Source organism: Halomonas sp. AOP7-B1-5, assembly GCF_052353045.1.
Taxonomy (GTDB): Bacteria; Pseudomonadota; Gammaproteobacteria; order Pseudomonadales; family Halomonadaceae; genus Vreelandella; species Vreelandella colorata.
The window spans coordinates 57,852-81,186 of sequence record NZ_JBQTDC010000006.1 but is presented as its reverse complement, the minus strand read 5'-3'; the positions used below and the strand labels follow the sequence as shown (position 1 = coordinate 81,186).

Here is a 23,335-nt window from a genome sequence, read left to right as displayed (position 1 = left end):
CTTTCAATCCTGAAAGATTAATAACGAAAAACCAATAAGGCTTAAAAAGCCTCGCCACTATCCTAGATGCTGTCAGGGGAACATCATGAAATTCATTGCTTCTCTTATAATGCTCGCGCTGCTTAGCGGTTGTGCGGGTATGGTTGCGAACTCTGAAAATTTAGAAGGCGCTCAAGCAACGCTTACGCCGCGTGGGGCAACTTACCAGGACCTTGTTTCATTGCCGCCGCCTGCCGGAAAAATTTTTGTATCGGTTTATGATTTTAGAGATCAAACCGGCCAATATCGACCCGCGCCGGCCAGTACATTTTCGACCGCCGTTACCCAGGGGGCGGCGGCAATGCTAACCGGTGCACTAGCCGACTCAGGCTGGTTTATTCCTCTTGAACGGGTGGGATTACAAAACCTGCTTACGGAGCGACGCATTATACGCGCAGAGTTTGAGCGCTTTGGCCAGCCAGATACGCTTCCTTCACTACGCGCGGCCTCGGTAATGTTAGAAGGCGGCATTATTGCGTATGAATCCAATGTACGTACTGGGGGGGCGGGTGCTGAGTATTTCGGTATTGGAGCCTCAGGGCAGTATCAGGTCGACCAAGTAACGGTTAACTTACGCGCCGTTGAGATATCCACAGGTGAAGTACTGGCTAACGTCACCACAACGAAAACTATCTACTCTAAAGAAGTAAGAGCAGGCGTCTATCGCTTTATTGATTTCCGGCGCTTATTGGAAGCCGAGGTGGGGATTACTACTAATGAGCCTGTTCAAATGGCGGTTATGTCGGCCATTGAATCCGCCGTTATTCATTTAGTAGCCCGTGGTGTTGAAAACAATCTTTGGAATCTTTCCAATGGCGTTAACTTTCAAGAGACTATTTTGTCAGAATATTTAAGCGCGCCTACGCCCATGCTATAAGCACCCTCTCTTTTATAATTATTATTCTCCATCAAGTAATTTTTTTAAAATCAAGCGGCTTTGCCTTAGGCTAAGCCGCTTTTTTAATATTGGTCATACTCATTATTTATAAAGTATGAAATGGCTCATCAATAAGGCGTATAAAAACATTAGAAAATGCGCCATTAAAATAACAAAATTACTGATAGCGTAAAACTTTAAATAGTCCACACTCAACACATGAATTAAATTTACATTAGCATCTAAGAGTAAAGAAAATGAATCGTAGATTAGCAGACGTTCAGCACTCAACAGTGCTACTCAAACAAAAATTAATGAACACTTTGCTATTAATGGCGGTACTCTTAGCGTTTACCAGTAATGCCAATGCAGATAAAAATCGTATTGAGCAGTACTTTAATCAGGTTGACACACAAACCTATCAAGGAAATTACAGCGTTATTTCTCAAATAGGTAATAACAATCAGGCAACCGTTAAGCAGTCTTATTCTGCCGCTTATCAAATAGGTAATTTTTCACACATCGGTCAACGCGGTAATGAGAATACTGCTTCAATTACTCAGGTTGGCGGTAAGAATTATGGCGTCATTCTTCAAGCCGGCAATCATCATAATGCAATTATTAATCAGTCTGGAAACCAGCAAGAATTAGCAACCTATGTTTCTCAGACTGGCTTAAGAAGCGACATACAAGTTTCACAATCGGGGAGTGGCTATCGCAACATAGGCATAGAGCAACAAGCATCCTCTGGCTATACACGACCAGTCACCGTCGAAACCTACTGAGCAATACTTCTTTTGTCTCAGTAACAACCAAAGCAAGCATAAAAGGATGGGGAAACAACATGAAAACACAAATCACCGCTATCGCCGCTGCTGTTACTTTCGCTATGAGCACTGGTGCTTTCGCACAGTTCGCAGGAAGTGACTCGACTATCTATCAAAGTGGCAATAACAATACTAACGATGTAACTCAGTGGGGAACACAAACGTCGCGTGTTTATCAAGAAGGCGGCTTTAACTCCACTACCGTATCACAGGATGATATTGCAGGTGTTGCAACAACCCTGCCTGGCCGTAACAACTCAGGTATCGACCAAATTGGTCAAGGGAACTCAGCGGAAGTAACTCAGTTAGGCGCATGGAACAGCTCTACTGTGTATCAGGAAGGTAGTAACAATGATGCTAGCGTTGATCAAGACGGTTCAAAAAACCTGTCTGTAGCAACGCAAGTGGGTAGCTTCAATAACGCCAACGTGACTCAGGATGGCCGGTTCAACGACAGCTATACCTACCAGGAAGGCGGCAATAATACTGCGACCGTTAATCAGGAAGGGTTTGCCAACAAATCTGTCGTTGAAGAAATCGGCACCTTCAATAATGCCGCTATTACCCAGAACGGTTCTTACAACGATAGCTATGCATACCTGGATGGAAACAATAACGTTGCCACCGTTAACCAAGATGGTTATTCGCTGGAAAGCACTATTTTAGCCAGTGGCAACCACAATACTCATAACGTTATGCAGTCTGGCTATGGCCATGACTCCTATATCAATACTGTTGGCAGCTTTAACGAGCATAACGTTTCTCAAAGCGGTTCTTTCTGGGGCGGTCAGCATACCTCCAGCATCGTGACTTATGGCAATGGCAACATCAACACAGTAAGCCAAGGCCAATAAGCAGACGGCTTAAGGTTTATTCAAACCGCCCCTCTCGGGGCGGTTTTTTGCTTGCGACAATTTATATCTACAATAAAAAGCGCCCTAACGAACCCCCACGGTTAACGTTCCACCAGCGCCCTGGGTGGATGAACGCGAACGATTACCCCCTTTTTGAATATCTACTTCCAGGCGCTGATTCTCGCTTAACAGTTTAACCGTGCCCTCAAGTGCTGACCCGGTAAATGAATACTCAGTGGGAACCGTACCACGCTCCTCGATATGCTCAATGGTTTGGCCGTTCTGGGTGATACGCCAGTGGGCAGAAAATACCGCACCCGGGGTGCCTTCCATCATGATATGAATGTTATCCATTTCCTGCTCCTCGAACGCATGGGCGCTAAAAGGGAAGCCAATGGCAAGTGCGGCAATCAAGGCCATCGGAATAGGCGTTATTATCGACATAGTGGCGACCTCGCTAACCACAAAAGCCGCTCGGTATGAGCGGCTTTTTGAAGTTTAGCAGGCGTTACGTTCGGTTACATTATGTTAAAGGCTTTTTCGGCGGCATTCAGCGTGTACTGAATATCTTCTGGCGTATGCGCACTCGACATAAATCCGGCTTCAAACGCGGAAGGGGCCAGATACACGCCGTGATCCAGCATCGCACCGAAGAAACGGCGGAAAGCTTCAGGGTCACAGGCGGTTGCCTGGGCAAAGTTATCTACTCGGCTTTGTGAGGTGAAGAAAATGCCGAACATCCCACCGGCCGACTGCGTCATCATGGGTACGCCAGCCGCGTTGGCACGCTCCTGCAAACCGTTGCACAGCGTTTCCACTCGCTGAGTGAGCGCATCATGAAAGCCGGGTACCTGAAGCTTGGTCAGAAGCGCAACCCCTGCCGCCATGGCTAGTGGGTTTCCTGACAGTGTACCCGCCTGGTAGATCGGTCCCATCGGCGAGATGTTTTGCATGATGTCGCGCTTGCCGCCAAAGGCGCCTACCGGCATACCGCCACCCACGATTTTACCCAGGCAGGTTAAATCGGGAACAATTGAGTAATGTGCCTGCGCGCCACCCAAGGCAACTCGAAACCCGGTCATCACTTCGTCAAAAATCAGGATGCTGCCGTGCTCGTTACACACCCGACGCAGGGTTTCCAGAAAGCCCGGCTGGGGGGGAATACAGTTCATGTTGCCGGCGACAGGCTCAACGATGATGCAGGCAATCTGATCACCGATTTCTGCAAAGCACTCTTCAACGCCTTCAATATCGTTATAAGACAGCGTAATGGTATGTTCGGCAAGCGATGCCGGAACGCCTGGCGAACTGGGTTCACCGTGGGTAAGCGCGCCTGAACCGGCTTTCACCAGCAGCGAATCTGAATGGCCGTGATAATTGCCTTCAAACTTGACGATTTTATCGCGCCCGGTAGTGCCACGCGCCAGCCGAATGGCCGACATGGTCGCCTCGGTACCAGAACTCGTCATACGCACCATTTCCATGGAGGGGATCATCTCGCAGATCAGATCCGCCATGGTGGTTTCAACCGCCGTGGGCGTACCAAACGAAAGACCGTTATCCAGGCGGGCGCGTACGGCAGCCAAAACGTCCTGATCAGCGTGACCGGTAATCATTGGCCCCCAGGAACCCACGTAATCCACGTAGCGATTACCTTCCACATCAAACAGGTAGGCGCCTTGAGCGCGCTCCATAAACACCGGCGGACGATGCAGGCCTTTAAACGCGCGTACCGGTGAATTTACGCCACCTGGAATATGGCGGCTAGCAAGCTCAAACAGTTCAGCAGATGTGGTCATGACGTCCTCAATATTCGTGGCTTTGCGCTAATGAGATCAAAAGCGAACCGGTCGTGGCAAGCGGTTAGGCAAACACTGGCCACTGGGTGGCTGGTACCCATGAGACAAACTCTCCCAGGTAAAGTGCTGGGCCTGCTCACAGGCAGTCGGTAAGCGCTCACCAACTGCCAGGCGTGCCGCAATCGCCGATGCCAACGTGCAGCCTGAGCCGTGAAACTGTTCGGGTAAACGCGGCCACTGCCATTGACGTGTGGTATCGGGTGAATGCAGCGTATGTACCACCTGCTGCTCGTTACCTGGAATAGGCGCGTCGGTGGCGGTAACTAATACCGCCTGGCAGCCTTGCGATAAAAGCGCAACGGCGCGCGCCGTATCATCTAATGGGTCAGTAATTTCTGGTGCTAACTGCGCCAGCTCATAACGATTGGGCGTTAAAATATCCACAAGTGGTAGTAAGCGCTCACTATAGAGCTTTACTAATTGGGGTGTGGATAACTCAGTTCCGCCCCCCGCTTTAAGCACCGGGTCGGCGACCACTGGAATACCCGGAAAACGGCGAATAATCTGCTCGGCTGCTCTCAGCGTCGCTTCATCCGCCAATAAGCCTAGCTTAATAGCAGCTATTTGCATGCCGCTTAACGCTTCCGCCATGTGCCGCATCAATGCAGGGTCGGTGGGTACAACCTGGGTAACGTTGTGACAGTTTTGCACCGTTAAGGCTGTTGGAATGGTAACGGCCCAACCGCCGCAGGCGGCAACGGTTTCACTGTCTGCCACTAGGCCCGCCCCTCCCGTGGGATCATGACCTGCCAGCACTAAAACAACTGGAGAAAGAGGCTGGCGCATCAAAAAGGTTTCACAACGGCGAGTAAAATAATCGCGACTAACGCAATCACTGGCGCTTCATTAAACCAGCGAAAGAACGTGTGGCTTTTCGTGCAACGATCCTGGGCGAACTGCTTTAAATAAATCAAGCAGACATGGTGATAAGCAATCAACAGGACAATAAACGTAAGCTTGACGTGCATCCATCCCTGGCTCATCCAGAAGGGGTTTAGATAGAGCATCCATCCGCCAAAAATCAGGACCATTATCATCGAAGGCGTCATGATGCCGCGATACAGCTTGCGCTCCATGGTCTTGAAATACGCCATGGACTGCTCATCGCCTTTATCGCGTGCCGTTGCGTGATAGACATAAAGCCGCGGTAAATAAAATAGTGCGGCAAACCAGGTCACCATGGCCATCAAGTGCAAGGCCTTTACCCATAGGTACATTGTCTCTCCTTATACGGGTGAATCATTATCTTTCGGGTCGGCGTAGTAATAGTAACGCTCAATGGCGCCGCGGGTGATGATACCTGAAATCCGTTGCTGCTTTGGTCGATAACCATGCACAACATAAAGTGCTCCCAAGGCATCATCCTGAAGTTTTAAAAACGCCTCAGAAAGCGTCGCCTGCAGGCCAATCGGCGCAAGCTCCAATCGCTGACCAGGGATTTCCAGCAAATCTATCAGCTCATCATCAGGGGGCGCTTTCCCGTCTAACGCTTCATCGTGTTCCAGCAGCCAGCGCGCCAATGTGGCGGCTTTTAAGGCGAGCACGGTTTTTTCGTCACTTGAGCGCTCAATGATAAGCCAGACAGGATTGTTTTCCAGAAGCTTTCGCGCCTGGTCGGGCGTTATCATACGTTCTGTGCGCACCAGGCTGCGCTCCATCACTGCCGGTACCGATACGCGTGACAGCGCTTGCATCAGAGGCTGTTGAAGTGGGTGTAATCCATAACGCACGGCGCTGATAAAAAAGCCTTCGCAGCCAGTAAGCTGGCGCGACGTCAAGCAGGCAACGACAACCACCAGCATGCCCGGCAGTATAATATTGGAAGTATGGGTAAGTTCTAGCAGGGCCATTAGCGCAGCCAACGGCGCTTGCAAAACGGCCCCCATCATAGCGGCCATTCCTAACATGGCGTAAATGCCCGGGTCCGCCGCTTTGTCGGGCCAGAGAAATCCTCCTAGCATGCCGCCCAAGGCACCGGTCGCGGCCCCTATCACCAGCGTAGGCCCAATAATCCCGATGGGTACCCCGCCAGCGACAGTGAGTGCCGTAATCAATAGCTTGGCAATTATGAGCGCTATCAGTACGTTGATTTCCAACTGGTTATTCAGGGCAGCAGCCACGCTGTCATAGCCGATTCCCTGAATTTGCGGAAACCACCACGCCACTACCGCAGTCGACACCCCAACGGCGCCCAGACGCAGCCATAAAGGCAACGCTTGTATGCGCTGATTACGCGCAATATGGATAAACAGCCCGGCCAGCAGGCCCACGACCAGCCCGAGGATGATCACCCAGGGCAAATTCATCAATGAACCTAGCGCCATTTCAGGAATACGGAAAGCCGGTTCATTGCCGTAAACCACTTGAGCAACCAGCGCGCCCATGGTGGAGGCTAGTATCACCGGCATAAAGCTCATCAAGGTGTATTCCATCATCACCACTTCCATGGCAAAGATGACACCGGCAATCGGCGTATTGAATGAGGCAGATATCCCCGCGGCGGTACCACAGGCGACCAGTACACGCAGGCTGTTATTGGGTAAGCGAAGCTTGACCCCTAACCCGCTTGAGGCCGCTGCCCCCAGATGAATGGCCGGGCCCTCCCGACCTGCTGAAAGCCCCCCCAGGACCGATACCACGCCCACCCACCACTGATTTAACCAGTTGCGAAGCGGAAAACGCCCCTGATGGTAAGAAAGGCGTTCAATAACGTGGCCTACCCCCATTTTCTGGGCGGTAGCTTTTTGTCGGTAAAGCAGCACGCCAATCAAGCCGACTGCCACAAGCGGCAGCAAGGAACGTAACCAGGGGGGCAGTCCCTCGAACGCTTCTGGATTGCCTCCCGGCATATAAAGTACGGCGCCCGCTTCGAGCAACAGTCGAAAGGCAACCATCACGGCGCCCGTAATCACCCCGGATGCTAACCCCAGTACGCACAGCTGCGGCAACGCATCGACATTGGCCAACTGGCGGCGAAAACTCTCTAGGGTAAAATCAGATCGGGAAAAACGCGCCACGACGACCTTCCTTTGCTCTTGTGTTGTAGTCCTCTTGTGTATCATAGCCGGATACACTTCGACAGCCTGCAGCAATCTGTTTAGGCTGTTAATTATTAACATGTCCCAAATGCGAAACTCGCAAGGAGCGATTTGTGATTAAGGTCGGCATTGTCGGTGGTACGGGTTACACCGGCGTTGAACTACTGCGGTTACTCGCCCAGCACCCTAACGTCAGCGTTGAAGCAATTACCTCGCGCTCAGAAGCAGGGGTAAAAGTGTGCGATATGTACCCCAACCTGCGCGGCCACTACGACACGTTGGCCTTTAGCGAGCCGGATGCTAAGCAGCTGGGCGCTCTGGATGCGGTATTTTTCGCTACTCCTCACGGCGTTGCCCACGCGTTAGCCGGTGAGCTTTTAGAAAAAGGCACTCGGATTATCGATTTATCCGCCGATTTCCGGCTGCGCGATGCTGACGTATGGAGCCAGTGGTACGGCCAGCCCCACGGCGCGCCTTCACTGCTTGAAGAGGCGGTTTACGGCTTGCCTGAAATGCACCGTGAACAAATCAAGACGGCGCGCTTGATTGCCGTTCCCGGCTGCTATCCAACCGCCGTACAGCTGGGCTACCTGCCACTGCTGGAAGCGGGCCTGATTGATTCTCAGCAGTTGATTGCCGACTGTAAATCCGGGGTTACAGGTGCAGGACGCGGAGCCAAAGTGCCTTCGCTACTTGCGGAAGCCAGCGAGTCATTCAAGGCTTACGGCGCTTCAGGGCATCGTCACTTGCCTGAGATTCGCCAGGGCCTTAGTGATATGCAGGCAAACCCAGTGGGCTTGACCTTCGTGCCGCATCTAACCCCCATGATTCGGGGCATTCATGCCACGCTTTATAGCCAACTCACGGCCACGACTGACGATCTTCAGGCGCTTTTTGAGCAGCGCTATGCAAACGAGCCCTTCGTTGACGTGATGCCTGCGGGTAGCCACCCCGAAACGCGCAGCGTAAAAGGCATCAATACCTGTCGCTTAGCCGTCCATCGCCCTGAAAACAGCAATACGGTGGTGGTACTGTCGGTTATCGATAACCTGGTGAAAGGCGCCTCAGGTCAGGCTATTCAAAACCTCAACCTGATGTTTGGTTTCGATGAAACCATGGGCCTCACGGCCCCAGCGCTGATGCCTTAAACGCAAGAGCTCATATGTTATGAGCTAGCGACCCTTGCAGAGGGCAACACCTGGTTGTCCTCTGTTGATATGCCAACACAATAGTTGACCATTTTGCTGGGAATTACCCATAATTACCCCCCAATGCCGATTATTCGTTCTTTAAGCTCGCGGGAGGTACCCATGAGCGGTGCAGAAGCTTTTGTTCCAACCCCTTTAATGCTGTCCGATAGTGCACGTAAGCGTATTAGTGCTCTGATGGATGAAGAAAAAAATCCCGCCCTGAAACTGCGTGTCTACGTAACTGGCGGCGGCTGCTCAGGTTTTCAGTACGGATTCGATTTCGCTGATAATGTCGCCGAAGACGACACGCTCATCGAGTTTGGTAAGGCCACCCTGGTGGTTGACCCCCTGTCTTACCAGTATCTGGTGGGCTCCACGGTGGATTACGAAGAAGGCCTCGCTGGCGCACGTTTTCGTATTCAAAATCCCAATGCCACGACAACTTGCGGGTGCGGCGCTTCGTTTATGGTCTAGCTATCGCCTGCTTGCGTTGGTAGTAAGGACTCCTCGTGACTTGACGCCTTGCCGGTTTCTCGCCAAGGTTGATAGGTCAATAACCGCTCATATGGCGCTACAAAGAGAGCTCAGCTTCTTTAAAACGCCTCACAAGAGCTATAAAACATGGGGAAATAAATGAAATCCATACTAACGAAAACAGCGATTGCTTCGGCCATAGCCTTGGGTTTAGGCAGTACTACTGTCGCCATGGCCCAAACGCCATCCGTCAATGTAGCCACCGATCCAAGCTTCGTTCCGTTTGAAATGATGGACCCCGAAACCGGTGAAATGGTCGGTTTCGATATGGATATCATCAACGAAATCGCCGACCGAGCCGGTTTTGAAGTTAATCTGACCACGATGGAATTCTCCGGCATTATTCCGGCTGTACAGACCGGCAGCCAGGAAGTCGCTATTGCCGGTATTACAATTACCGATGAACGCGCTCAAATTGTCGATTTTACCGACCCCTACTATGACTCCGGCCTGCAGATCATTGTCCGCGCTGATAACGAAGAGGTCTCTTCACTTGAAGACCTTCAAGATCTGACCATTGGCACTAAGATCGGCTCCACCAGCTATGACTTCCTGCAGCAGGAACTGGGTGAAGACGCCGATATCACGCCTTACCCTGGCACTGCCGACATGTACATGGCGCTACTGGGTCGCAACGTCGACGCCGTGCTCTATGACTCCCCCAACGTTGCTTACTTCTCGCAAACCCGTGGTGAAGGCCGCACCAAAGTCGTTGGCCCGCTTTACGAAGGCCAGCAGTACGGCATTGTTTTCCATAAGGGTAGCGAATGGGTAGCGCCGGCTAACGAAGCGCTTGCTGCCATGCGCGAAGACGGTACTTACGACGAAATCTACGCCAAGTGGTTCGGTGAAGCGCCCAGCGAAGACTAAGTGAGTCGCTAATCTCACTTTGCTATCCCTCATCACAGGGCCGGGCGGCCATTTCCCCGGCCCTGTGCCGTTGTAATGTCGCTTTTTCCTTTTTGGAGATAACGCGTGGACTTCGATTTTCAGTTTGACTGGTCGGCAGCGTTTGCGTCGATCCCCTACCTATTACCCGGCATCCCCTGGACGCTGCTGATTTCCTTTGGTGGCCTGGCGTTTGGCTTTTTTATCGGCATCTTTTTTGGCTTGCTGAGGATCAGCCCTATCCGCTGGTTACGCTGGCTTGCGATTTGCTATATAGAAATATTTCGCGGCACGCCGATCCTTGTGCAGGTGCTGTTTATCTTTTATGGCCTGCCCCAGCTGCTGGGTAGTCCCATCAATGCGCTGGTCGCAGGTATCGCGGCCATTGCGGTGAACTCAGGCGCGTATATTTCCGAAATCGTGCGCGGCGGCGTGCAGTCAATTGAGCGCGGCCAGCGTGAAGCCTCGCTGTCGCTCGGGCTTTCCCGCACCCAGGCGTTTCGCTACGTAATCTGGCCGCAGGCGTTTCGGCGTATGATTCCACCGCTGGGTAATCAGGGCATCATCAGTATCAAGGACACATCGCTATTCTCGGTGATAGGGGTAGGTGAGCTGGTGCGTCAAGGGCAGATCTATATTGCCACGACGTTTACCGCCCTCGAGGTCTATTTTATGGTCGCGCTGATGTATCTGGCGATCACCTGGACCCTTTCCATTATTCTGCGCCAGCTTGAGAGCCGCGGCATTGCCGGCCAATAAGGACACGTACAATGACCGATACAATGTCACCTACAGTGCAACCAATTGTGCGTATGCAGAAGCTGAACAAACACTTTGGCAGCCTGCATGTACTCAATGATATTGACCTTGAGATTGTTCCTGGCGAAGTCGTTGTGGTGATTGGCGCCAGCGGGTCAGGTAAATCAACGCTGATTCGCTGTATTAACGGTCTGGAAGAGTTTCAATCAGGCACCTTAAGCGTTGATGGCAATACGCTAAAACCCGACGGTAAAAGCAGTAAAGCACTGCAAACCATCCGTACGGAAGTCGGCATGGTGTTCCAGCAGTTCAATCTGTTTCCTCATCTAAGCGTTATCGACAATATCACTCTGGCGCCGATGAAAGTGCGTGGCTGGAGCCGAAGCGATGCGGTGGCTACCGCAAAACGCCTGCTTGATCGGGTGGGTATTGCCGATCAGGCCGATAAGTATCCCAGCCAGCTCTCAGGCGGCCAGCAACAGCGCGTAGCGCTTGCCCGAGCCCTGGCCATGGAACCCCGGCTAATGCTGTTTGACGAGCCTACCTCGGCGCTTGACCCCGAGATGATAGGGGAAGTACTCGATGCCATGCGCGAGCTTGCCAAAGAAGGTATGACCATGGTGATTGTTACCCATGAAATGGGCTTCGCACGCGAAGTGGCCGACCGGATTATCTTTATTCATAAAGGCGTTATTGCTGAGCAGGGAACGCCGGAACAGCTCTTTGATGCCCCTCAACATGAACGCACCCAATCGTTTCTAGCCCGGGTGCTCAAGCACTAAATCTGAATAAATTATCGACTCAAACGTACTTTTTAATGGCCTGTCATTGCGACAGGCCATTTTTTTGCCCTGTGGATAAACTTTTTATTTTAATTGTCTCTTTGACGCTGAAACGCTGATAAACAGCGTTTCTCATCGCTTTGCCATGTGGTTAAGTGACATGTTCACAGGTGCGGTAACAAGCCCGGTATGGGGAGGTGGATAACCCGTGTTTTTGGCAGGCTGTGGGTAAGTAGCTATTTCATCCACAGGTGAGACACCGCTTCTACGCAGGCAATACGCTGCTTAACCACGTAAAGGTCAACATTTTAAGTGAGTGATATTAATAAATATAAGTAAGTTATGCACAGAAACTGTCCACACCAGTAGTAACAACATTAACAGAACTTCTCTTATTTTATTTTTATGTTGTTATTAATAGAGGTCCGTTAATGAATCGAGGTGTGGAAAAACCTGACGGTTACCCACAGGGGGTTTATACTGCCCGGCTTATTGAACTACCGTGGCTATGTCGGAAAAACTGACGACATTGGTCACATCATTCGTGCCAACAGGCGCAAGACGAGGTGTCTCTTGAATTACCCCGACCGCTTTGACGTGATTGTCATCGGCGGTGGCCATGCGGGAACCGAAGCCGCATTGGCCTCTGCTCGTATGGGCTGTCAGACCCTACTGCTCACTCACAACATCGAGACCTTGGGTCAGATGTCGTGTAACCCTGCCATTGGCGGCATTGGCAAAAGCCATTTGGTTAAAGAAATCGATGCGCTAGGCGGGGCGATGGGGCTTGCCACGGATTTGGGCGGTATTCAGTTTCGGGTGCTTAACGCTCGAAAAGGGCCTGCAGTGCGTGCCACACGTGCTCAAGCGGATCGTGTACGCTACAAAGCAGCGATCCGCGGTATGTTGGAAAACCAGCCAAATTTAACGATTTTTCAGCAAGCGGCTGGCGATCTGGTTGTGGATAACGACACGGTACGTGGCGTGGTTACTGAAACCGGCATTCGTTTTTATGCAGAATCGGTAGTGCTATCCACGGGGACGTTTTTAGGCGGTGTGATTCATATTGGTTTGGATCAAAGCCGCGGTGGCCGGGCAGGTGATCCGCCCTCGAACGCTCTGGCCGAGCGTCTACGTGCTTTACCGTTTCGCGTTGACCGGTTGAAAACCGGCACGCCACCGCGAATTGACGCCAAGAGCGTGGATTTTGCCCAGCTTGAAGAGCAGCCAGGCGATACGCCAACGCCGATAATGTCGTATCTTGGTTCGCGGGACATGCATCCTCAGCAGGTCAGTTGCCATATTGCGCACACCAATGAGCGCACTCATGAAATCATTTTGGCGAACCTTGACCGCTCACCCATGTATTCCGGCGTGATCGCAGGGGTTGGGCCGCGCTACTGCCCGTCAATTGAAGACAAGGTTCATCGGTTTGCCGATAAATCGAGCCATCAGGTATTTATTGAACCGGAAGGCCTGGACACTCACGAGCTCTATCCCAACGGTATCTCGACCTCGCTGCCGTTTGATGTACAGCTGCAGGTGGTTCGCTCGATCAAAGGCTTGGAAAACGCGCACATTACGCGCCCTGGCTACGCCATTGAGTACGATTTCTTTGATCCGCGGGACTTAAAACACTCGCTGGAAACAAAATTTATCCACAACCTGTTTTTTGCCGGCCAGATTAACGGCACAACGGGTTACGAAGAAGCGGGCGCGCAAGGGCTTCTTGCCGGGCTAAACGCCGCACGCCGGGCCAAGCAGCTGGAAACCTGGTACCCACGCCGCGACGAAGCGTACCTTGGCGTGCTGGTTGATGATTTGATCACCATGGGTACCAAAGAGCCCTATCGCATGTTTACATCGCGGGCGGAATATCGCTTGTTGCTACGTGAAGATAATGCCGATTTACGTCTGACGGAAAAAGGCCGCGAACTCGGCTTGGTCGATGACCAGCGCTGGAGCGCGTTTAGTCAAAAGCGTGAAGCGATTGCGTTGGAAACGGCTCGTTTAGCCAGTACTTGGGTACAACCAAGTAGCCCGGCCGCGGCAAAAATAGCCGAAAAAACCGGCAAGCCGCTTTCGCGGGAATACCGTTTGAGCGATTTACTCAAACGCCCGGAGCTAAATTACGCGGACCTGGCCGATCTGCCGGGCCTGGAAAATGCGCTTATTCATGATGAAGCTGTGGCCGAGCAGGTGCAGATTCAGGCGAAGTACGATGGCTATATCGGACGCCAGCAGGATGAGATTGATAAGCTTAAGCGCCATGAAGCAATGCCGCTGCCAGCCGATCTGGATTATCAGCGGGTGGAAGGGCTTTCCAACGAGATTCGTCAGAAGCTGACCGACGTTCGGCCCGAGACGCTTGCCCAGGCGGCACGTATTTCCGGTGTAACGCCGGCTGCCGTCTCTATCCTGCTGGTGCATCTTAAAAAGCGTCGCCTCATAGCATCACCCGAGGTAGCTAACGGATGAGTGGGTTAACGGGATTGCTGAATAGCCTGCCAGCAAGTGCTGCCAAGCGGTTAGACGATGGGCTAGCGCAGCTTGGTTTAACCGTCACGACGCACCAGCGTGAGCAGCTGTTGGGGTTTGTCGCGCTATTGCACAAGTGGAACAAGGCTTATAACCTCACGGCAGTCCGTGAGGTTGACGAGATGGTTTCACGTCACGTGCTGGATAGCGCCGCCGTAGCACCCTATGTACAGGGCCCGACGCTGCTTGATGTTGGTGCTGGACCTGGCCTTCCAGGTATCGTATTGGCCATTCTTAACCCGGCCTTAGCGGTTACCCTGGTGGACAGCAATGGCAAAAAAGTCCGTTTTCAGCGTCAAGCCATAATGGAGCTTGGCCTGGAAAACGTGACCGCGAGCCAGGCACGCGTGGAGCAGTTTAAAGAGCAAGCGTTTGATCAAGTGATTTCCCGGGCGTTTGCAAGCTTAGTAGACTTTGTAACGTTGACCCGCGAGTTGCCTGCCGCCAATGGGCAGTGGCTGGCCATGAAAGGCCCCGGCGCTGACGACGAACTGCGAGAACTACCCAGCGGGATTAGGTTGCAAACGCGCCATCTGCTGAAAGTCCCTTTTGAAACGGCCAAGCGACAGCTGTTGATTCTGAACGTTGATTCTGAACCCCAGGAAGGAGTTGAGTAAGTGAGCCAGATCATTGCCCTGACCAACCAAAAAGGCGGCGTGGGCAAGACCACCTCAGCCGTTAACCTGGCTGCCAGTCTCGCCGCGCTTGACCGTCGGGTACTGCTGGTGGATCTTGATCCGCAAGGTCACGCCAGTATGGGCAGTGGGATCGACAAGCACGAACTCGATAAAAGCGTCCTGGATGTCCTGCTGGGTGAAGCGACGGCTGCCGATACTATCGTGCGGCAACTGCCGGTTCACTATGATGTTCTACCCGGAAACGGTGATCTGACCGCGGCTGAAGTCGAACTGCTGGATCTGGATAAGCGCGAAAGTTGCCTTACCACGGCTCTGGCTTCAGTGGCCGATAATTACGATGTGGTGCTGATCGACTGCCCACCTTCGCTGAACATGCTCACCGTCAATGCACTCACGGCGGCGGACAGCGTGCTTATTCCGCTCCAGTGCGAGTTCTATGCGTTGGAAGGCCTCTCGGCGCTGCTGGATACCGTTGAGCAGATTAAGCAAAGCGTGAACCCTGACTTGGCGGTCGCTGGCATATTGCGCACCATGTACGATAAGCGCACAAGCCTGACGCGGGAAGTGGATAAACAGCTGCGCGACTTTTTTGGCGATGCGCTGCTTAAAACGACGATCCCGCGCAATGTGAAGGTGGCAGAAGCGCCAAGTCACGGGGTGCCCGTCACGCAATATGCCCGCTTTTCACGAGGCAGCCAGGCGTACCGTGTACTGGCAAAAGAAATGATTCGTCGGTTATCGCTATAACGTATTGATAAGTACGAGGGAAAGCGAATGACGCGTAAACGCGCGCTAGGACGTGGCCTGGATGCCCTAATTGGTGCGGGCGCCCGTCGCCGTGACAGTTTAGAACTTACCGGAGGCTCCGCTTTAGAGGCTCACGACGATGTTACTGTTGTGGCTGCAGCCACAGAGGTGGCACCTGAGCGTTTGGAGCGGCTGCCGCTTGGCCAGCTAACGCGCGGCAAATACCAGCCGCGGCGGGATATTCAGCCAGAAGCGCTTGAAGAGCTCGCCGATTCTATTCGTGCCCAGGGCGTAATGCAGCCTATTGTGGTGCGTCCGGTCGGCGAAAACCGCTATGAGATTATTGCCGGTGAACGGCGTTGGCGCGCCGCCCAGCTAGCCGAACTTGATGTGATCCCTGCGGTTATTCGTGAGGTGAGCGATGAAGTTGCCCTGGCGCTGGCGCTTATTGAAAACATTCAGCGCGAAAACCTTAATGCGATTGAGGAAGCGCTGGCGCTTAAACGCCTGGGTGATGAGTTCGAGCTAACGCAACAGCAAATCGCGGACGCGGTAGGCAAGTCACGCACGCAGGTCGCGAACCTGTTACGTCTACTGGCGCTGGATGGCGAGGTGCAAACCCTGCTCGAGCGCGGCGATCTGGATATGGGCCATGCCCGTGCGCTGCTTTCCTTGACCAGTGCGCAGCAGCGTCAAGTCGCTCACGAAGTGGTGAATAACGACCTGACGGTAAGGGCGACCGAAGCGCTGGTTAAAAAAGTCCAAACCAGCCAAAGCGTTCCTAAAACGCCCAGCCGAGCCAACAAAACGTCTGACGTGGCGCGCCTGGAGACCCAGCTAGGCGAATTGCTCGGTGCGCCGGTTTCCATTGATCACGGCAACAAAGGCAAAGGCAAGGTGACCATTCGCTATACGAGCCTTGATGAGCTGGATGGAATTTTAGCCCATATTAAGTAGCAGGATAAATAGCAGGCTTATTAAAGAAAGCGTCTAAAATCGGCTATTTTTCACCCTTTGGTAGCAAGACTGTACCTAAACGCGTTAAATACGCGCAACTTCGGTTGAAGGTGTGATAGCGCTTCCCTATAATCGCGCAAGATTTGTGCAGGTTGCTTAGAACATTCTGGGCAATCGTTCGCTAGCAGGGTGCTGGGCAATGGTACAACGTGTTGAAACCCAGCGACGGAAGGCTTACGTCATTCGGCTTACTACCGCACAGCTTGTGGTAGCGCTTGCCGGAATATTGATGGCTTATCCAGTAGCGCGCATGCCGGGCGTCTTCTCCGTAGCAACAGGCGCTTTGGTGGCCTTGCTACCCCAGGCTTTTTTTATACAGCGAATGGGCATACTGAGCAGCAAGCGGACATCACGAAGCGGTGTTCATTTATTTCGTGCCGAAGCAGGCAAGTTCGGTTTGACGGTGGCACTGTTTAGCGCAGTGTTTGTGGTAGTGCCCCCCTCAAACCCCGCTTTCTTCTTTAGTGCTTATGTGGCGATTGTTCTGATGCACGGCCTTGCTCCATGGCTTATGCGACGACATCGCACAATTTGATTGAGGTGACATCTCTATGGCCGCAGGAAACGAAGTCTCGACGACTTATTATATCCAGCACCACTTGCAGAACCTGACGTTTGGGCATCACCCGGTGAATGGCTGGTCGTTGGCACATTCAGCAGAAGAAGCAAGCGATATGGGGTTCTGGGCAATTCACCTGGATACCATGGGCTGGTCAATTGCCATGGGGCTGCTGTTTATATGGCTGTTTCGTAAAGCAGGTAAAGCCGCGACAACCGGCGTACCGGGCGGCCTGCAAAATGCGGTTGAAATGGTGTTCGAGTTTGTTGAAGACATGGTAAAAGGGGCCTTTAAAGGACACAACCCGATTATTGCACCGCTGGCATTAACGCTGTTCGTGTGGATTCTGTTCATGAACACGCTCAAGATATTACCTGTCGACTATGGCCCGGTGCTGTTTAGCAAGCTTGGTGTGGATTACATGAAAATTGTACCGACCACCGATGTTAACGCCACGCTGGGTCTGGCATTGGGCGTATTCTGTCTAATCCTTTACTACAGCTTTAAGGTGAAGGGCGTTGGCGGTTTTGCCAAAGAGCTGTCTCTGACACCGTTTAATCACTGGGCTTTGATTCCCTTCAATCTACTGTTGGAAATTGTCGCCTTGCTGGTGAAGCCATTCAGTCTAGCAATGCGTCTTTTCGGTAACATGTTTGCCGGTGAAGTTATCTTTATCCTTATCGCCATGCTGCCGTTCTGGGCGATCTGGGTGCTGGATGTGCCGTGGGCGATTTTCCACATTCTGATCGTTACGCTGCAGGCATTCATCTTTACTGTGCTGTCCGTTGTGTACCTGAGTTCTGCGCACGAGCATCACTAAAGTAAGCCCTGTTTGTAAGACAACAACCCTTAACCCTCAACCTTAAACTTAAACTTGAAAAACTAGGAGCATTACCATGGAACTTATCTACATCGCTGCTTCGATCATGATCGGCATGGGTGCCTTGGGCACCGGCATCGGCTTTGCCATCCTGGGCGGCAAACTGATCGAATCTACCGCGCGTCAGCCGGAAATGAGCGATCAACTGCAAACCAAAACCTTCCTGATGGCAGGTCTGCTGGATGCTGTACCGATGATCGGTGTTGGTATTGCGATGTACCTGATTTTCGTTGTTGCCGGTTAATGACAGCACCACCGAGCGGGAATAAGCCGCTCGGTTTTGTTTGACTCCGGTCGCCACGAACTTGTCAGAGGTACATCCCTGTGAATATCAACATGACGCTTATCGGGCAGACGATCGCCTTCGCGATCTTTGTCTGGTTTTGCATAAAGTACGTGTGGCCTCCGATCAGCAACGCGCTCCACGAGCGTCAGAAAAAAATTGCTGATGGTTTAGATGCAGCCAGCCGTGCTACCCGTGATCTTGAGCTTGCTCAAGAACGGGCAGAACAAACGCTGCGTGAGAGCAAGGAGCAAGCTTCTCAGATTCTTGAACAGGCCAACAAACGTTCTGCTCAGATGATTGAAGAAGCCCGCGAGCAGGCCCGCGCTGAAGGCGAACGCCTAATGGCGAGCGCACGTTCTGAGATTGAGCTAGAAGTGAACCGCGCGAAAGAAGAGCTGCGTGCCCAGGTATCCCACCTGGCAATCGTAGGCGCTGAGCGTGTTCTAGAAGCCTCTGTCGACGAGAAAGCGCATCGCGAGCTGCTTGATAAGCTAGCCGCTGAACTGTAAGGAGGTGAATCATGGCGGAACTACATACCGTCGCTCGTCCTTACGCTAAGGCGGCGTTTGAACACGCACGTGATAATGACGCGCTTGATAGCTGGTCGCAGGCGCTGGGTTTTCTAGGCGCCGCCGTGACTGATAGCGACGTTCGTCGTCTGCTGAACAGTCCGAAAATTGAGAACGAAAAGAAAGTTGCCTTGCTGGTGGATCTATTTCCAGAACAGCAAAGCGACACGTTAACTCGCTTTTTGGACACTTTGGCCGACCAGGGTCGCTTGATGTCACTGGCCTCAATTGCTGAGCAGTTCGAGTACTTACGTGCCGAACATGAGCAGCGCACAGAGGTCATGGTAACGTCAGCTTATGAGCTGACGGCCGAAGAGCAGACCAAGCTCGCAAACGCGCTCAAGAAACGTCTGAATCGCGAAATCTCCATTACTACTCAGGTAGACAAGTCGCTTATTGGCGGTGTCATCCTGCGTGCCGGTGATACCGTCATTGACGGTTCGGTGCGTGGTCGATTGAACCGCCTTTCCGAAGCGCTGACCGCTTGAGTCTGAGGGACATGGCATGCAGCAACTGAATCCTTCCGAGATCAGCGACATCATCAAGCAGCGTATTGAAAAGCTTGACGTCGCATCTGAAGCCCGTAATCAGGGCACCATTGTTAGCGTTTCTGACGGTATCGTGAAAATTCACGGCCTTGAAGACGCAATGTTTGGTGAAATGATTGAATTTCCTAATAGCGTCTTTGGCATGGTACTTAACCTGGAGCGCGACTCCGTAGGTGCCGTTGTCCTGGGCGACTACCTGCTGCTTGAAGAAGGCATGACCGCGAAATGTACCGGTCGTATTCTTGAAGTACCGGTAGGTCCTGAGCTGATTGGCCGCGTTGTCGATGCGCTGGGTAACCCCATCGATGGCAAAGGCGACATCAATGCCAAGATGACCGACGCCGTAGAAAAAGTGGCGCCGGGCGTTATTACCCGTCAGTCGGTTGATGAACCGATTCAAACGGGTCTGAAATCTATCGATTCTATGGTGCCGATCGGTCGTGGTCAGCGTGAGTTGATCATCGGTGACCGTCAGATTGGTAAGTCGGCCATTGCTATCGATGCGATTATCAACCAGAAAGGCAAAGGTGTTACCTGTGTTTACGTGGCGATTGGTCAGAAACAGTCGACCATTGCCAACATAGTACGCAAGCTCGAAGAACATGGCGCGATGGAACATACCATCGTCGTTGCTGCTGGTGCTGCCGATCCGGCCCCCATGCAGTTCCTCTCTGCGTATTCCGGTTGCACCATGGGCGAGTACTTCCGTGACCGTGGCGAAGACGCGATGATCGTGTATGACGATCTCTCCAAGCAGGCTGTGGCTTACCGTCAGGTATCCCTGCTGCTGCGTCGTCCGCCGGGCCGTGAAGCTTACCCGGGTGACGTGTTCTATCTCCACTCGCGTCTTTTGGAGCGTGCTGCACGCGTCAACGTCGACTACGTTGAGAAGTTCACCAATGGTGAAGTGACAGGCAAAACCGGTTCCTTAACCGCGCTGCCGATCATCGAAACCCAGGGTGGCGACGTGTCTGCGTTCGTTCCGACCAACGTGATCTCGATCACCGATGGTCAGATCTTCCTGGAAACCAACCTGTTCAACTCCGGCATTCGTCCGGCGATCAACGCAGGCCTGTCGGTTTCTCGTGTAGGTGGTGCAGCGCAGACCAAGATCATCAAGAAGCTGGGTGGTAGCGTACGTCTGGCTCTGGCTCAGTATCGTGAACTGGCGGCGTTCTCGCAGTTTGCCTCTGACCTTGATGAAGCCACGCGCAAGCAGCTCGAGCACGGTGAGCGTGTTACCGAACTGATGAAGCAGAACCAGTACTCGCCGATGTCTGTGGCAGAAATGGCTCTCTCGCTGTATGCCGCCAATGAAGGCTACCTGGATGACGTGAGCGTCGATAAAGTGTTGGACTTCGAACGTGCCCTGCACGATTACATGAAGTCCGAGCACGGCGATCTGCTCGACAAGATCAACCAGACCGGCGACTACAACGACGAGATTAAAGACGGCATGAAGTCGGGTCTCGAGAAGTTCAAGGCGACTCAGAGCTGGTAATGTCTGGCCCGCCTGCGGGCGGGCTTGCCTACTTTCTGAGAGCCACGAACGAAGGGTAGATCGCTATGGCAGCTGCAAAAGAGATACGCACCCAGATTGGGAGCATCAAAAATACGCAGAAGATCACCAGCGCCATGGAAATGGTAGCTGCATCGAAAATGCGTAAAGCACAAGATCTAATGAAGGCCAGCCAGCCTTACGCCAAGCAGATCCGTAACGTGGTAGGCCACCTGGCTAACGCCAATCCTGAGTACACGCACGACTATATGGTCGAGCGTAACGAGGTGAAGCGCGTTGGTTATATTGTGGTTTCTACTGATCGTGGGTTGTGTGGCGGGTTAAACGTCAACCTGTTCAAAGCCGTGGTGAAAGACGCCGTGGCCTGGAAACAGGAAGGCGCTGAACTGGACTTCTGTGCCCTCGGCTCCAAGGCCGGTGCTTTCTTCCGTAACTATGGCGGCAACCTGATTGCAGCCAAAAGTGGTATGGGAGAGAAGCCGACCGTCGAGGGTTTGATCGGAAGTATCAAGGTCATGCTCGAAGCGTACGACGAAGGACGACTCGATCGCCTGTTCGTGGTGTATAACGAATTCGTTAACACCATGACCCAGAGGCCGGTGGTTCGTCAGCTTCTTCCGCTGTCGCCCGATATGGGTGTCGGTGAGCACGACGAAGAAGACGCCCGTCCCGGAAGTTGGGACTACCTGTATGAACCGGATGCCAAGGCGTTGCTTGATAGCCTGCTGGTTCGTTTCGTCGAATCACAGGTGTATCAGGCGGTAGTCGAAAACGGTGCCTGCGAACAGGCAGCCCGTATGATCGCTATGAAGAGTGCCACCGATAACGCAGGCAACCTGATTGATGATCTGGAGATGGTCTATAACAAGGCTCGCCAGGCTGCTATCACCCAGGAAATTTCCGAGATCGTCGGCGGCGCTTCAGCCGTATAACGCCTAGGAAGCCCGATATTCAAGTGGCTTCCGGCAGACAGGTTTCATTTGCAGGTTTTTGAGAGGAACCAAGATGAGCGGACGTATCGTACAGATCATCGGCGCGGTGATTGACGTAGAGTTTCCGCGGGACTCAGTGCCCAAGGTCTACGACGCGCTGAAGGTCTCCGAGAAAGAGACTATCTTAGAAGTCCAGCAGCAGCTGGGCGACGGCGTGGTTCGTGCTATTGCAATGGGCTCCACTGAGGGCTTGAAGCGTAGCATGGACGTGATCAATACCGGTGCCGCGATTTCCGTACCCGTGGGTAAGGAAACGCTGGGCCGTATCATGAACGTACTTGGCGAACCGATCGATGAAGCAGGACCGATCGGCGAGCAAGAGCGTATGCCTATTCACCGTAAAGCACCGAGCTATGCCGACCAGGCAGCTTCCAACGAGCTGCTGGAAACCGGTATCAAGGTTATCGACCTGGTCTGCCCGTTTGCCAAGGGTGGTAAAGTCGGCCTGTTCGGCGGCGCCGGTGTGGGTAAAACCGTTAACATGATGGAGCTTATCCGCAACATCGCCACCGAGCACAGCGGCTATTCCGTATTTGCCGGTGTGGGTGAGCGTACGCGTGAGGGTAACGACTTCTATCATGAAATGACCGAATCCAACGTTATCGACAAGGTATCGCTGGTTTATGGTCAGATGAACGAGCCGCCGGGAAACCGTCTGCGCGTGGCACTGACTGGTCTGACCATCGCTGAAAAATTCCGTGATGAAGGCCGTGACGTTCTACTGTTCGTCGATAACATTTACCGTTACACCCTGGCCGGCACCGAAGTATCGGCACTGCTTGGCCGTATGCCGTCAGCGGTAGGTTACCAGCCGACATTGGCCGAAGAGATGGGTGTTCTGCAGGAACGTATCACCTCGACCAAAACAGGCTCTATCACGTCTGTTCAGGCCGTATACGTACCGGCCGATGACTTGACGGATCCGTCGCCTGCGACCACCTTCGCGCACCTTGATGCGACCGTGGTACTGGCACGTTCTATCGCTGAACTAGGTATCTATCCGGCCATCGATCCGCTGGATTCTACCTCACGTCAGCTGGATCCGCTGGTTGTTGGTGAAGAGCACTATGCGACCGCTCGCGGTGTGCAGAACGTTCTTCAGCGCTACAAGGAACTCAAGGATATTATCGCCATTCTGGGCATGGACGAGCTGTCTGATGAAGACAAGCTGGCCGTTTCCCGGGCGCGTAAGATCCAGCGCTTCTTGTCGCAGCCGTTCTTCGTGGCTGAGGTATTCACCGGCTCGCCCGGCAAGTATGTTTCACTGAAAGACACGATTAGTGGCTTCCAGGGCATTCTCGCAGGTGAGTACGATGATTTGCCGGAACAGGCCTTCTACATGGTCGGCTCCATCGACGAAGCTGTCGAGAAAGCCAACCAGATGAAGAAGTAATC

The 23,335-nt window shown here is 52.8% G+C and carries 25 protein-coding genes; 20 read left to right on the top strand and 5 right to left on the bottom strand.

Going from position 1 to position 23,335, the window contains the following annotated elements:
• Positions 1–85 precede the first annotated feature (85 nt).
• From ACT3XD_RS05310 to ACT3XD_RS05300, 3 genes are all read left to right on the top strand, one after another.
• Positions 86–916 (top strand): CsgG/HfaB family protein, encoded by an 831-nt coding sequence (locus ACT3XD_RS05310; protein ID WP_192536763.1) that lies wholly within the window; start codon positions 86–88, stop codon positions 914–916.
• Between the two features lie 257 nt (positions 917–1,173).
• Positions 1,174–1,701: a hypothetical protein gene (locus ACT3XD_RS05305; RefSeq protein WP_192536764.1), complete on the top strand. Its 528-nt coding sequence runs from the start codon at positions 1,174–1,176 to the stop codon at positions 1,699–1,701.
• A gap of 59 nt (positions 1,702–1,760) precedes the next feature.
• Positions 1,761–2,597, top strand: coding sequence for a curlin subunit CsgB (locus ACT3XD_RS05300; protein ID WP_192536765.1), 837 nt, complete (start codon positions 1,761–1,763; stop codon positions 2,595–2,597).
• A gap of 84 nt (positions 2,598–2,681) precedes the next feature.
• Here the strand turns inward: ACT3XD_RS05300 and ACT3XD_RS05295 are convergent, their stop codons facing one another.
• The 5 genes from ACT3XD_RS05295 to ACT3XD_RS05275 form a co-directional block, all read right to left on the bottom strand.
• A complete protein-coding gene (locus tag ACT3XD_RS05295; RefSeq protein WP_225736016.1) occupies positions 2,682–3,041 on the bottom strand; it encodes a hypothetical protein in 360 nt (119 codons plus the stop codon).
• A gap of 74 nt (positions 3,042–3,115) precedes the next feature.
• Positions 3,116–4,396 carry a glutamate-1-semialdehyde 2,1-aminomutase gene (hemL, locus tag ACT3XD_RS05290; protein WP_192536766.1) on the bottom strand — a complete coding sequence of 427 codons (1,281 nt, stop codon included), beginning with the start codon at positions 4,394–4,396 and terminating at the stop codon, positions 3,116–3,118.
• 36 nt (positions 4,397–4,432) lie between these two features.
• On the bottom strand, positions 4,433–5,242 hold the full coding sequence (gene thiD, locus ACT3XD_RS05285) for a bifunctional hydroxymethylpyrimidine kinase/phosphomethylpyrimidine kinase (RefSeq protein ID WP_192536767.1): 810 nt from the start codon (positions 5,240–5,242) through the stop codon (positions 4,433–4,435).
• A complete protein-coding gene (hemJ, locus tag ACT3XD_RS05280) occupies positions 5,242–5,673 on the bottom strand; it encodes a protoporphyrinogen oxidase HemJ (protein WP_192536768.1) in 432 nt (143 codons plus the stop codon). The genes thiD and hemJ overlap by 1 nt, the downstream gene beginning before the upstream one ends.
• 9 nt (positions 5,674–5,682) lie before the next feature.
• Entirely contained in the window at positions 5,683–7,473 is a 1,791-nt protein-coding gene (locus tag ACT3XD_RS05275) for a chloride channel protein (protein WP_192536769.1), read from the bottom strand.
• Positions 7,474–7,607: 134 nt separating this feature from the next.
• On the opposite strand from ACT3XD_RS05275, the gene argC reads away from it, so the two are divergent.
• From argC to atpD, 17 genes are all read left to right on the top strand, one after another.
• Positions 7,608–8,642 carry an N-acetyl-gamma-glutamyl-phosphate reductase gene (gene argC, locus ACT3XD_RS05270; protein WP_192536770.1) on the top strand — a complete coding sequence of 345 codons (1,035 nt, stop codon included), beginning with the start codon at positions 7,608–7,610 and terminating at the stop codon, positions 8,640–8,642.
• Positions 8,643–8,804: 162 nt separating this feature from the next.
• Positions 8,805–9,158 (top strand): iron-sulfur cluster insertion protein ErpA, encoded by a 354-nt coding sequence (erpA, locus tag ACT3XD_RS05265; protein WP_192536771.1) that lies wholly within the window; start codon positions 8,805–8,807, stop codon positions 9,156–9,158.
• Between the two features lie 159 nt (positions 9,159–9,317).
• Positions 9,318–10,088 (top strand): transporter substrate-binding domain-containing protein, encoded by a 771-nt coding sequence (locus ACT3XD_RS05260; protein WP_192536772.1) that lies wholly within the window; start codon positions 9,318–9,320, stop codon positions 10,086–10,088.
• Between the two features lie 105 nt (positions 10,089–10,193).
• Positions 10,194–10,865, top strand: a complete 672-nt coding sequence (locus tag ACT3XD_RS05255; RefSeq protein ID WP_018918424.1) for an amino acid ABC transporter permease — start codon at positions 10,194–10,196, stop codon at positions 10,863–10,865.
• 23 nt (positions 10,866–10,888) lie between these two features.
• Positions 10,889–11,647, top strand: a complete 759-nt coding sequence (locus ACT3XD_RS05250; RefSeq protein ID WP_225736023.1) for an amino acid ABC transporter ATP-binding protein — start codon at positions 10,889–10,891, stop codon at positions 11,645–11,647.
• Positions 11,648–12,220: 573 nt separating this feature from the next.
• The gene (mnmG, locus tag ACT3XD_RS05245; RefSeq protein ID WP_192536774.1) at positions 12,221–14,125 is read left to right on the top strand and encodes a tRNA uridine-5-carboxymethylaminomethyl(34) synthesis enzyme MnmG; all 1,905 of its coding nucleotides are present in this window, start codon (positions 12,221–12,223) and stop codon (positions 14,123–14,125) included.
• Complete coding sequence (rsmG, locus tag ACT3XD_RS05240) at positions 14,122–14,802, top strand: 16S rRNA (guanine(527)-N(7))-methyltransferase RsmG (RefSeq protein WP_192536775.1); 681 nt, start codon at positions 14,122–14,124, stop codon at positions 14,800–14,802. Before mnmG ends, rsmG begins: the two co-directional genes overlap by 4 nt.
• Positions 14,803–15,570, top strand: a complete 768-nt coding sequence (locus tag ACT3XD_RS05235) for a ParA family protein (RefSeq protein ID WP_018918428.1) — start codon at positions 14,803–14,805, stop codon at positions 15,568–15,570.
• 27 nt (positions 15,571–15,597) lie between these two features.
• Positions 15,598–16,527 (top strand): ParB/RepB/Spo0J family partition protein, encoded by a 930-nt coding sequence (locus tag ACT3XD_RS05230; RefSeq protein ID WP_192536776.1) that lies wholly within the window; start codon positions 15,598–15,600, stop codon positions 16,525–16,527.
• A gap of 199 nt (positions 16,528–16,726) precedes the next feature.
• Entirely contained in the window at positions 16,727–17,122 is a 396-nt protein-coding gene (locus tag ACT3XD_RS05225; protein WP_192536777.1) for an ATP synthase subunit I, read from the top strand.
• A 16-nt stretch (positions 17,123–17,138) separates the two neighbouring features.
• Complete coding sequence (atpB, locus tag ACT3XD_RS05220; RefSeq protein WP_192536778.1) at positions 17,139–17,966, top strand: F0F1 ATP synthase subunit A; 828 nt, start codon at positions 17,139–17,141, stop codon at positions 17,964–17,966.
• A gap of 76 nt (positions 17,967–18,042) precedes the next feature.
• Positions 18,043–18,270 carry a F0F1 ATP synthase subunit C gene (gene atpE / locus ACT3XD_RS05215; protein ID WP_192536779.1) on the top strand — a complete coding sequence of 76 codons (228 nt, stop codon included), beginning with the start codon at positions 18,043–18,045 and terminating at the stop codon, positions 18,268–18,270.
• 80 nt (positions 18,271–18,350) lie between these two features.
• Positions 18,351–18,821 (top strand): F0F1 ATP synthase subunit B, encoded by a 471-nt coding sequence (locus tag ACT3XD_RS05210; protein WP_106374612.1) that lies wholly within the window; start codon positions 18,351–18,353, stop codon positions 18,819–18,821.
• Positions 18,822–18,832: 11 nt separating this feature from the next.
• Positions 18,833–19,369, top strand: coding sequence for a F0F1 ATP synthase subunit delta (locus tag ACT3XD_RS05205; protein WP_192536780.1), 537 nt, complete (start codon positions 18,833–18,835; stop codon positions 19,367–19,369).
• 16 nt (positions 19,370–19,385) lie between these two features.
• Positions 19,386–20,930, top strand: a complete 1,545-nt coding sequence (gene atpA / locus ACT3XD_RS05200) for a F0F1 ATP synthase subunit alpha (protein WP_192536781.1) — start codon at positions 19,386–19,388, stop codon at positions 20,928–20,930.
• Positions 20,931–20,995: 65 nt separating this feature from the next.
• The gene (gene atpG, locus ACT3XD_RS05195; RefSeq protein WP_018918436.1) at positions 20,996–21,880 is read left to right on the top strand and encodes a F0F1 ATP synthase subunit gamma; all 885 of its coding nucleotides are present in this window, start codon (positions 20,996–20,998) and stop codon (positions 21,878–21,880) included.
• Positions 21,881–21,953: 73 nt separating this feature from the next.
• On the top strand, positions 21,954–23,333 hold the full coding sequence (gene atpD / locus ACT3XD_RS05190) for a F0F1 ATP synthase subunit beta (RefSeq protein ID WP_192536782.1): 1,380 nt from the start codon (positions 21,954–21,956) through the stop codon (positions 23,331–23,333).
• Positions 23,334–23,335 lie beyond the last annotated feature (2 nt).

Coding starts and splice junctions, on each gene's coding strand:
- atpD (WP_192536782.1), top strand. CDS start 21,954: ATGAGCGGACGTATCGTACAGATCATCGGCGCGGTGATTGACGTAGAG.
- ACT3XD_RS05260 (WP_192536772.1), top strand. CDS start 9,318: ATGAAATCCATACTAACGAAAACAGCGATTGCTTCGGCCATAGCCTTG.
- ACT3XD_RS05295 (WP_225736016.1), bottom strand. CDS start 3,041: ATGTCGATAATAACGCCTATTCCGATGGCCTTGATTGCCGCACTTGCC.
- thiD (WP_192536767.1), bottom strand. CDS start 5,242: ATGCGCCAGCCTCTTTCTCCAGTTGTTTTAGTGCTGGCAGGTCATGAT.
- ACT3XD_RS05305 (WP_192536764.1), top strand. CDS start 1,174: ATGAATCGTAGATTAGCAGACGTTCAGCACTCAACAGTGCTACTCAAA.
- erpA (WP_192536771.1), top strand. CDS start 8,805: ATGAGCGGTGCAGAAGCTTTTGTTCCAACCCCTTTAATGCTGTCCGAT.
- atpB (WP_192536778.1), top strand. CDS start 17,139: ATGGCCGCAGGAAACGAAGTCTCGACGACTTATTATATCCAGCACCAC.
- hemJ (WP_192536768.1), bottom strand. CDS start 5,673: ATGTACCTATGGGTAAAGGCCTTGCACTTGATGGCCATGGTGACCTGG.
- hemL (WP_192536766.1), bottom strand. CDS start 4,396: ATGACCACATCTGCTGAACTGTTTGAGCTTGCTAGCCGCCATATTCCA.
- ACT3XD_RS05225 (WP_192536777.1), top strand. CDS start 16,727: ATGGTACAACGTGTTGAAACCCAGCGACGGAAGGCTTACGTCATTCGG.
- atpG (WP_018918436.1), top strand. CDS start 20,996: ATGGCAGCTGCAAAAGAGATACGCACCCAGATTGGGAGCATCAAAAAT.
- ACT3XD_RS05310 (WP_192536763.1), top strand. CDS start 86: ATGAAATTCATTGCTTCTCTTATAATGCTCGCGCTGCTTAGCGGTTGT.
- ACT3XD_RS05230 (WP_192536776.1), top strand. CDS start 15,598: ATGACGCGTAAACGCGCGCTAGGACGTGGCCTGGATGCCCTAATTGGT.
- ACT3XD_RS05205 (WP_192536780.1), top strand. CDS start 18,833: ATGGCGGAACTACATACCGTCGCTCGTCCTTACGCTAAGGCGGCGTTT.
- ACT3XD_RS05300 (WP_192536765.1), top strand. CDS start 1,761: ATGAAAACACAAATCACCGCTATCGCCGCTGCTGTTACTTTCGCTATG.
- ACT3XD_RS05250 (WP_225736023.1), top strand. CDS start 10,889: ATGTCACCTACAGTGCAACCAATTGTGCGTATGCAGAAGCTGAACAAA.
- rsmG (WP_192536775.1), top strand. CDS start 14,122: ATGAGTGGGTTAACGGGATTGCTGAATAGCCTGCCAGCAAGTGCTGCC.
- atpA (WP_192536781.1), top strand. CDS start 19,386: ATGCAGCAACTGAATCCTTCCGAGATCAGCGACATCATCAAGCAGCGT.
- atpE (WP_192536779.1), top strand. CDS start 18,043: ATGGAACTTATCTACATCGCTGCTTCGATCATGATCGGCATGGGTGCC.